Here is an 8,358-nt window from a genome sequence, read left to right as displayed (position 1 = left end):
AACCCCCGTCATTCCGGGGCGACGCGAAGCGGCGAGCCCGGAATCCATAACCCCCTGCCGTGAGTATGGATTCCGGGCCCGCGCCAAGGGGCGCGTCCCGGAATGACGGACGGGTTCGGTCCCGGCATTGCGATGTTGATATGCAGCGAACCCCCGTCATTCCGGGGCGACGCGAAGCGGCGAGCCCGGAATCCATAACCCCCCGCCGTGAGTATGGATTCCGGGCCCGCGCCCAGGGCGCGTCCTGGAATGACGGCGGGGTTTGGCGTCAAACAAGAAGGGCGCGGCTTGCGCCACGCCCTTTCCGCACTGGTTGATCGAGATCCCGGACCGGCGAAGCGGCGTTTTACGCTGCATCGCGCCGGGATGATGGCGTCGGATCAGAAATCCATTCCGCCCATGCCGCCGCCCGGAGGCATGCCGCCGCCCGCCGGAGAGTTTTTCTTCGGCAGTTCGGCGATCATGGCTTCGGTGGTGATCAGGAGAGCCGCGACGGAAGCCGCGTTCTGGATCGCCGCGCGCACGACCTTGGTCGGGTCGATGATGCCCTTCTTGACGAGGTCGCCATAGGTCCCGGTCTGCGAGTCGAACCCGTGGGTGTACGAATCGTTTTCCAGAATCTTGCCGACGATGACGGAGCCATCCTCGCCCGCGTTGATCGCGATCTGGCGCGCCGGGAACGACAGCGCCTTGCGCACGATCTCGACGCCGGTCTTCTGGTCGTCGTTGGCGGTCTTGACGCGCTTGAGCTGTTCGGAGGCGCGCAACAGAGCGACGCCGCCGCCCGGTACGATGCCTTCTTCAACCGCCGCACGGGTTGCATGCATCGCGTCATCCACGCGATCCTTGCGCTCCTTCACCTCGACTTCGGTAGCGCCACCGACGCGGATCACCGCGACGCCGCCGGCGAGCTTGGCGAGACGCTCCTGCAGCTTCTCGCGGTCATAGTCCGAGGTGGTTTCCTCGATCTGCGCCTTGATCTGCGCCACCCGCGCTTCGATGTCGGTCTTCTTGCCGGCGCCGTTGACGATGGTGGTGTTTTCCTTGTCGATCATCACTTTCTTGGCACGGCCGAGCATGGCCAGCGTGACGTTTTCCATCTTGATGCCGAGATCTTCCGAGATCGCTTGGCCACCGGTCAGCACCGCGATGTCCTGCAACATGGCCTTGCGGCGATCGCCGAAGCCCGGCGCCTTGACGGCTGCAACCTTGAGGCCGCCGCGCAGACGGTTGACGACGAGGGTAGCAAGAGCTTCGCCTTCGACGTCTTCAGCGACGATCACCAGCGGCTTGCCGGTCTGCACCACGGCTTCCAAGAGCGGAAGCAGTTCGTTGAGGTTGGAGAGCTTCTTCTCGTTGATCAGGATGTAGGCATCGTCGAACTCGACGCGCATCTTGTCGGCGTTGGTGACGAAGTAGGGCGAGATGTAGCCGCGGTCAAACTGCATGCCTTCGACGACGTCGAGCTCGGTCTCAAGGCTCTTGGCCTCTTCAACCGTGATGACGCCCTCGTTGCCTACCTTCTTCATGGCGTCGGCGAGGAACTTGCCGATTTCGGCATCGCCGTTGGCCGAAATGGTTCCAACCTGGGCGATTTCCTCATTCGAGGTGACCTTCTTGGAATTCTTCACGAGGTCGGCGACCACGGCGTCGACCGCCAGATCGATACCACGCTTGAGGTCCATCGGGTTCATGCCGGCGGCAACCGACTTGGCGCCTTCGCGAACGATCGCAGCGGCAAGAACCGTCGCGGTGGTGGTGCCGTCGCCGGCAGCGTCGGCTGACTTGGAGGCGACTTCGCGCACCATCTGGGCGCCCATGTTCTCGAACTTGTCCTCAAGCTCGATTTCCTTGGCGACGGTGACGCCGTCCTTGGTGATGCGGGGCGCGCCGAACGACTTGTCGAGCACGACATTGCGGCCCTTGGGACCGAGGGTAACCTTCACCGCATTGTTGAGAATGTCGACGCCGCGCAGCATCCTGTCGCGGGCATCGACGCCGAATTTGACTTCTTTACTAGCCATGTTGGGATCTTCCTTTAAAAACCGGTTCTGACGTCATGGCCGGGCTTGTCCCGGCCATCCACGTCTTTGTGCGTGGATCGAAGGGAAGACGTGGATCACCGGGACAGGCCCGGTGATGACGGCTCCCGTAAATTGCTTAAGCGGCCTTCTTCTTGGCGGCCGGGTAATCGGTGAGGACGCCCATGATGTCGCTCTCCTTCATGATCAGCAGTTCCTGACCATCGAGTTTGACCTCGGTGCCGGACCATTTGCCGAACAGCACGCGGTCGCCAACCTTGAGATCGATCGGAATAAGCTTGCCGGCTTCGTCGCGGCCGCCCGGCCCCACAGCGGTGATCTCGCCCTGCGACGGCTTTTCCTTAGCGCTGTCCGGAATGATGATGCCGCCTGCGGTCTTCTCTTCGGCGTCGATACGCTTGACCACAACGCGGTCGTGAAGCGGACGGAATTTCATGCAGTCCTCCTAAGTTTCTGAAGATATTGCGATTTCAATATTTGGCAGTCGATGCCAGCGAGTGCCAGCATACCGGTCACGACATAGGCCGAATGTTCCGGGTAAACAAGGCCTTGTAGCAAATTTTTTGGCACTCGACCATCGTTGCTGCCAACCTGCCAATGACCGACGACGCGGGCCGGGGCGCCACAGGTCAATGTTAGCACATGCGGTAAGCCGCTGCCAGTGCACGAAATCTCAACACATTATTAAACTTTTAGGCTTGTGATGGGTTGGTGTCGTGCGTCACATTTGTTCCATGAGCGTCTCTGCCGGGTGGCTCCCGGGGGCAGCCATCTCGTGAGTGCGCTCCAGCGATGGAGGTAGGCATGGTCTCGCGGGTTGGGGTTTCCGAGGACTTTCGGAAGCAGGTGCTAGGTTACGGGCTGACAACGGCGCAAATTCTGTATCGCATGCCCGATCATCCGTCGCTGCTGCAAACCTACGTCTGGCAGAATTACGATCTGTTTCCGAAATTTCCGGCGCTGAAGGACTTTCTCGCCTTCTGGGAAAAGTCGCTCGACGGTCCGTTGTTCGCCGTCACGGTCGCGCATTCCAAGCTGATCAAGCCTGCCGAGCTGCGCGCGGTGGATGGCGTGTTCAGGTTGCACTGAGCGACGCGCCGGTCTGCAAGCTGCGTCATACCCGGGCTTGACCCCGCGTATCCATCCATCTTCGAGTCGTTCGCTGATGGATTGCCGGGCCACGAAAGCTGCGATTTGTGCTAGACCTTCTCCGGCAACAAAAGGGGAGAAGGGCTGATGGCCAAACAAAAGCCGGCCTCAAGGGCCGTGGTCCGCGCGACCGCGCAGAAGAAATCGTCCGCGCCGAAGATCGCCGTCAAATCCACATCGCGCGAACCGCTTAAAACCATGCCGGGCGCAAAGCCGCATCGGTCGAAGCAGCGCATCGCCATCAGCCATTATCGCGAGCAGGATTTTGCACCCAACGGCCTGAGGGCCTACGCGCATTACCGCGACCTCGGCATTGCCGCTGCGACCGATGGCCTGGCGCAGGCGCATGTGATTCGCCTGATCGGCCCGTGCAATCCGGCCGAAGTCTCAAAGCTGCATTTCCACGATATCGAATTCCAGATGGTCTATGTGCTGAAGGGCTGGGTGAAGACCTATCTGGAAGGGCAGGGCGAAACGCTGATGAAGGAAGGCAGCTGCTGGACCCAGCCGCCGCGCGTCAAGCATCTGATCCTTGATTATTCCGACCGATGTGAATTGCTGGAAATCATCCTGCCGGCGGAGTTCAAGACGGTCGAACTTTCGACGTGAGATCCGCCTCGACCCGCCGTCCCGGCGAACGCCGGGACCCGTCTCCCGTGCCGTCTTATTTTGAGCATCCTGTGAGCCGCCGTTCGTCCCGTGCGATGGCGATGGTTATGGGTCCCGGCGTTCGTCGGTACGACGGTTGCCGGTGACCTTCGCCTATCGCGAAGACATCGACTGGCTGCGCGCCATCGCCGTGCTGTCGGTGGTGGCGTTTCACTTTGAGGCGCCGGCCGTTTTCGGCGGTTTTGTCGGCGTCGACATCTTCTTCGTGATTTCCGGATATCTGATCACCGGGATCATCCAGTCGGACCTGGAGCGCGGCACGTTTTCGTTTCCGCGGTTTTACGAACGCCGGGTGCGGCGCCTGCTGCCGGCACTTTATGCGATGGTGGCGCTGACGGCGATACCGTCATTGCATTATCTGCTGACGTCGGAACGGCTGGAATTTTTCCGCTCCGTTGCTGCCGTGGTGACCTTCACCTCCAATCTGTTTTTCTGGCTTCAGACCGGCTATTTCGATCATGCGGCGGTGGAGAAGCCGCTGCTGCACACCTGGTCGCTCGCGGTCGAGGAACAGTTTTACTTAGGCTTGCCGCTGCTGCTGTGGGCGCTGCTGCGCAATGTGCGAAGAGAGAACGCGCGCTTGCGTCTTTCACTTGCGCAGGGCGTGCTGAGCGTTGCTTCCTTCGCGCTGGCGGTCTGGCTGATGAAAACCGACCGCTCCGCCGCCGCCTTTTTCCTGAGCCCGCCGCGGGCGTGGGAATTTATGATCGGCGGCATCGTCGCGGTCGACGGCTTTCCGGTGCCGCGGAACGCACGGTTGCGGCAGATCGCGCGGGGTACGGCCCTCGTGCTGCTGGCGATTCCGATATTCTCGCTGCGGCAGGGCCCGGGTTTTCCCGGCGTCAACGCGCTGCTGCCATGTATTGGCGCTGCGATGTTCATCTGGAGCGGCATCGGCGTGCCGACGCAGTCGCGAAACCCGGTTGCACCGCTTAACGTGGTAAAGTTCTTCGGCCGGATTTCGTATTCGCTGTATCTCTGGCACTGGCCGCTGTTCGCCTTCGCGCGATTTTCCAAGACCAGCCTGGTGTTGAATGGTTTCGACAAGGTCGCGCTGTTTGCGGCAACGGTTGCGATCTCCTATCTGTCATGGCGGTTTGTCGAACAGCCGTTCCGCAGGGGGTCGCTGGCGCCAAGGCGCCGCACGGCGTTCGGCATCGCCGGCCTCGGCACGGCCGTGCTGCTGATCGCGAGCGCCTGCGGAGTCGTTGCCGGCCGGACGCCGTCGGAAACCGACCGCAGCGCCTCGAAGCTCGAAGCGTACAATACTTATGATTATCGGCCGCTATTCCGATCCGGCAGCTGTTTTACCCAGAGCTGGAGCACGTTCGACGAAAAATGCCTGACGCCGGTACCGGGCAGGATCAATGTGCTGCTGTGGGGGGACAGTTACGCCGCGCAATATTTTCACGGCCTCCGCAACTCGGCTGATCCGCAAAGCATGAACATTCTGCAGGCGAGCCAGGCCGCGTGCATGCCGACCCTGGCGGCGGCAACGCAAGGCGTTGCCTCGTGCAAGGATTTTGCCGCGCGGATGGAGACGTTCTTCAAAGACAGCAGGCCGGACCTCGTCATCGTCTCCGCCGACTGGCTGGAATACGCCCGCGGGCCGCGCTTCGACGGCATGATTGCGGATCTCAAACATACCATCGCCGAACTCACCGGGCGCGGCATTGCCATGGTGCTGCTCGGTCCGCCCGTGCAATTCCGAAGCCGGCTGCCGTCGATGCTGATGCGGGCGCAGCTTCGCGGCGTCGATCTGCGCGCCGATGATTTTGTGCTGCCGGACATTTTCGCGCTGGATGCGCGGATGAGATCGGCGCTCTCGCCGCGCGAGAAATTCGCTTATATATCGGTCGTCAACGCGGTCTGCCCGGCGCGGCAATGCCCGCTCACGATCGGCGGAGACGTTCCGCTGGCGTGGGACCACGCGCATCTGACGGCGGAGGGGTCGGAGTATGTGGTGGGCAGGATTGCGTCGATGCTTGGGCTCAAGCAATGACTTTCAGCTCTTGATGCCCGGGCTTCCACGTCTTGCTTCTCTTCTCGCGGCAAAGCCGTGGATAGCCGGGACAAGCCGGGCCATGACGAATTAATTCAGCATCCCCACGATCGCCCCCATCAGGCACGTCACCAGCGTGCCCGATACGATCGACTTCAACCCGAGCGAGGCGATCTCGCCGCGCCGCTGCGGCGCCATGGTCCCGAGGCCGCCGATCATGATGCCGAGACTGCCGAAATTGGCGAAGCCGCACATCGCATACAGCATGATCAGCCGCGCGCGCGGGTCGAGCGCGCCGGGGTCGAGTTTTGCCAGTTCCACATAGGCGATCAGTTCATTCAGCACGGTCTTGATGCCCATCAGGCTGCCCGCGGTGGCGGCTTGCGTCCATTGCACGCCCATCAGCCAGCACACCGGCGCCATGGCATAGCCGAGCATGCGTTGCAGCGAGATCGCGGCGCCTGCGATATTCGGCAGCCGGCCAAGAATCGCGTTAGCCAAATGCACCAACGCCACCAGCACGATCAGCATTGCGACAATATTGAGCAGCAGTTCGAGTCCGGCTGCGGTGCCCTTGACGATCGCGTCCATGGTGCTGGAAGCGTGCAGGTCGGGATCGTCGAGCGCGCCGCCGGTATGCTTGCCGGTGGCTTCCGGTACCATGATCAGGCTGATCAGGATCGCCGCCGGCGCTGACACTACCGAGGCGATCACGAAATGCGCGGCGGCATCCTGGATAAGAGGCGCCAGCAGCGTCGCGTACAGCACGAGCACCGTGCCGGCGATCCCGGCCATGCCGCCGGTCATCACCAGGAACAGTTCGCTGCGCGTCAGTTGCGCCAGATACGGCCGGATGAACAGCGGCGCCTCCACCATGCCGAGGAAGATATTGGCTGATGTAGACAGACCGACCGCACCGCCGATGCCGAGGGTGCGCTCCAGGAGCCGGGCCATGCCGCGCACGATCGGCGGCAGGATGCGCCAGTAGAATAACAGCGTGGTGAGTGCGCTCATGACCAGCACCACGGGGAGAGCCTGAAACGCCAGGATGAAATCTGCGCCGGGCGACTTGAGGTCGAACGGCAGCGTGCCGCCACCGAGATAGCCGAACACGAAAGCCGTGCCTGCGCGCGCGGCGGCGGAGATGGTGCCGACGGCGTCGTTGATGGCGGAAAATGCGTGCGCGACGAACGGCAGCTTGATCAGCACGAGCGCGGTAAGAAGCGTAACGGCAAGGCCGATCGCCGCCTGCTTCAGCGACACCGCGCGCCGGTTTTCACTGATCGCCCACGCGATTCCCAACAGCGCGAATATGCCGAACGCCGATTGCAGCTGCTGCATCCGCCCACCCACGATGTCGTCCCCGCGAAGGCCGAGACCCATACACCCGGTTATCAGTGATACGAAGGTGTCGGCGACTTGCCAAACAATAATCGCCGGTGGTCATGGGTCCCCGCCTTGGCGGGGACGACGGTGGGGTGTGTTGCGCGTCACCCGCGCCCGACGAACGGCATCTTGCTGGCCATCACCGTCATGAACAGCACGTTGGCGTCGAGCGGCAGGCTTGCCATATAGGCGACGGCGTCCCCGACCGCCTTGGCGTCCATGCGCGGCTCCTGTTTCATGCTGCCGTCGGGCTGCATCACCCCGGGCCCGTTCACCATTCGGTCGGTCATCGGCGTTGCGGCATTGCCGATATCGATCTGCCCGACGGCGATATCATAGGCGCGCCCGTCGAGATTGCTCGCCCGCGTCAGTCCGGTGATGCCGTGCTTGGTAGAGGTATAGGGCGACGAGAACGGCCGCGGCGCATGCGCGGAAATCGAGCCGTTGTTGATGATGCGGCCGCCGCGCGGGGTCTGGTCCTTCATGATCCGGAACGCGTGCTGGGTGCACAAGAACGGCGCGGTGAGGTTGGTGTTCACCACCGCCTGCCATTGCGCAAGGCTCAGATCCTCGAACGGCAGCGGCGGCGCGCCCATGCCGGCGTTGTTGAACAGCACGTCGAGCCGTCCATAGACCTCCATCACCTTGGCGAAAAGTGCCGCGATCGACCCGGGGTCGGTCATGTCAGCGGTGACAGGCAGGCTCTTGCCGACGTTGTCGCCGAGCTTTTTCGTTTCTTCGAGCATTTCGAGACGTCGTCCGGCAAGCACCACGGTGAACCCGGCCGTCATCAGCGCCAGAGACGCGGCGCGGCCGACGCCGGTGCCGGCACCCGTGACGATTGCGATTTTTTCTGCGGCTGCTGCCATTTTGTTTCTCCCTGATTGTTCCTTGATTGTAAAACTACACCGCCGTCATTCCGGGATGCGCCTCTTGGCGCAGGCCCGGAATCCATAACCGCCGATCGCGTTATGGATTCCGGGCTCGCGCTTGGCGCGCTCCGGAATGACTGCGGCTGCTGCCATTTTGTTTTCCCTGATTGTTCCTTGATTGTAAAAACTACACCGCCGTCATTCCGGGATGCGCCTCTTGGCGCAGGCCCGGAATCCA

At 62.2% G+C, this 8,358-nt stretch carries 7 protein-coding genes; 3 read left to right on the top strand and 4 right to left on the bottom strand.

The genetic code is table 11. From position 1 onward, the window contains the following. Positions 1–380: 380 nt before the first annotated feature. Together groL and ACFE72_RS12790 are read right to left on the bottom strand one after the other, a co-directional pair. Positions 381–2,024 (bottom strand): chaperonin GroEL, encoded by a 1,644-nt coding sequence (gene groL / locus ACFE72_RS12795; RefSeq protein ID WP_375413469.1) that lies wholly within the window; start codon positions 2,022–2,024, stop codon positions 381–383. A 136-nt stretch (positions 2,025–2,160) separates the two neighbouring features. After that, complete coding sequence (locus ACFE72_RS12790; RefSeq protein ID WP_375413468.1) at positions 2,161–2,478, bottom strand: co-chaperone GroES; 318 nt, start codon at positions 2,476–2,478, stop codon at positions 2,161–2,163. Between the two features lie 368 nt (positions 2,479–2,846). Between ACFE72_RS12790 and ACFE72_RS12785 the strand changes: the two genes are divergently transcribed. The 3 genes from ACFE72_RS12785 (at position 2,847) to ACFE72_RS12775 (ending at position 5,862) form a co-directional block, all read left to right on the top strand. Then, positions 2,847–3,131 (top strand): usg protein, encoded by a 285-nt coding sequence (locus ACFE72_RS12785; protein WP_375413467.1) that lies wholly within the window; start codon positions 2,847–2,849, stop codon positions 3,129–3,131. Between the two features lie 147 nt (positions 3,132–3,278). After that, a complete protein-coding gene (locus ACFE72_RS12780; RefSeq protein WP_375413466.1) occupies positions 3,279–3,800 on the top strand; it encodes a cupin domain-containing protein in 522 nt (173 codons plus the stop codon). Between the two features lie 142 nt (positions 3,801–3,942). Continuing rightward, the gene (locus ACFE72_RS12775) at positions 3,943–5,862 is read left to right on the top strand and encodes an acyltransferase family protein (RefSeq protein WP_375413489.1); all 1,920 of its coding nucleotides are present in this window, start codon (positions 3,943–3,945) and stop codon (positions 5,860–5,862) included. A 90-nt stretch (positions 5,863–5,952) separates the two neighbouring features. On the opposite strand, the gene ACFE72_RS12770 is transcribed toward ACFE72_RS12775, so the two are convergent. Beyond that, positions 5,953–7,203: a NupC/NupG family nucleoside CNT transporter gene (locus tag ACFE72_RS12770; protein WP_375413465.1), complete on the bottom strand. Its 1,251-nt coding sequence runs from the start codon at positions 7,201–7,203 to the stop codon at positions 5,953–5,955. A 149-nt stretch (positions 7,204–7,352) separates the two neighbouring features. After that, on the bottom strand, positions 7,353–8,117 hold the full coding sequence (locus tag ACFE72_RS12765) for an SDR family oxidoreductase (RefSeq protein WP_375413464.1): 765 nt from the start codon (positions 8,115–8,117) through the stop codon (positions 7,353–7,355). Between the last annotated feature and the right edge of the window lie 241 nt (positions 8,118–8,358).

Source organism: uncultured Bradyrhizobium sp. (assembly GCF_964252615.1).
GTDB lineage: Bacteria > Pseudomonadota > Alphaproteobacteria > Rhizobiales > Xanthobacteraceae > Bradyrhizobium.
Note: the sequence above shows the minus strand (reverse complement) of the source record. Positions and strands in the feature narration are given on the sequence as shown.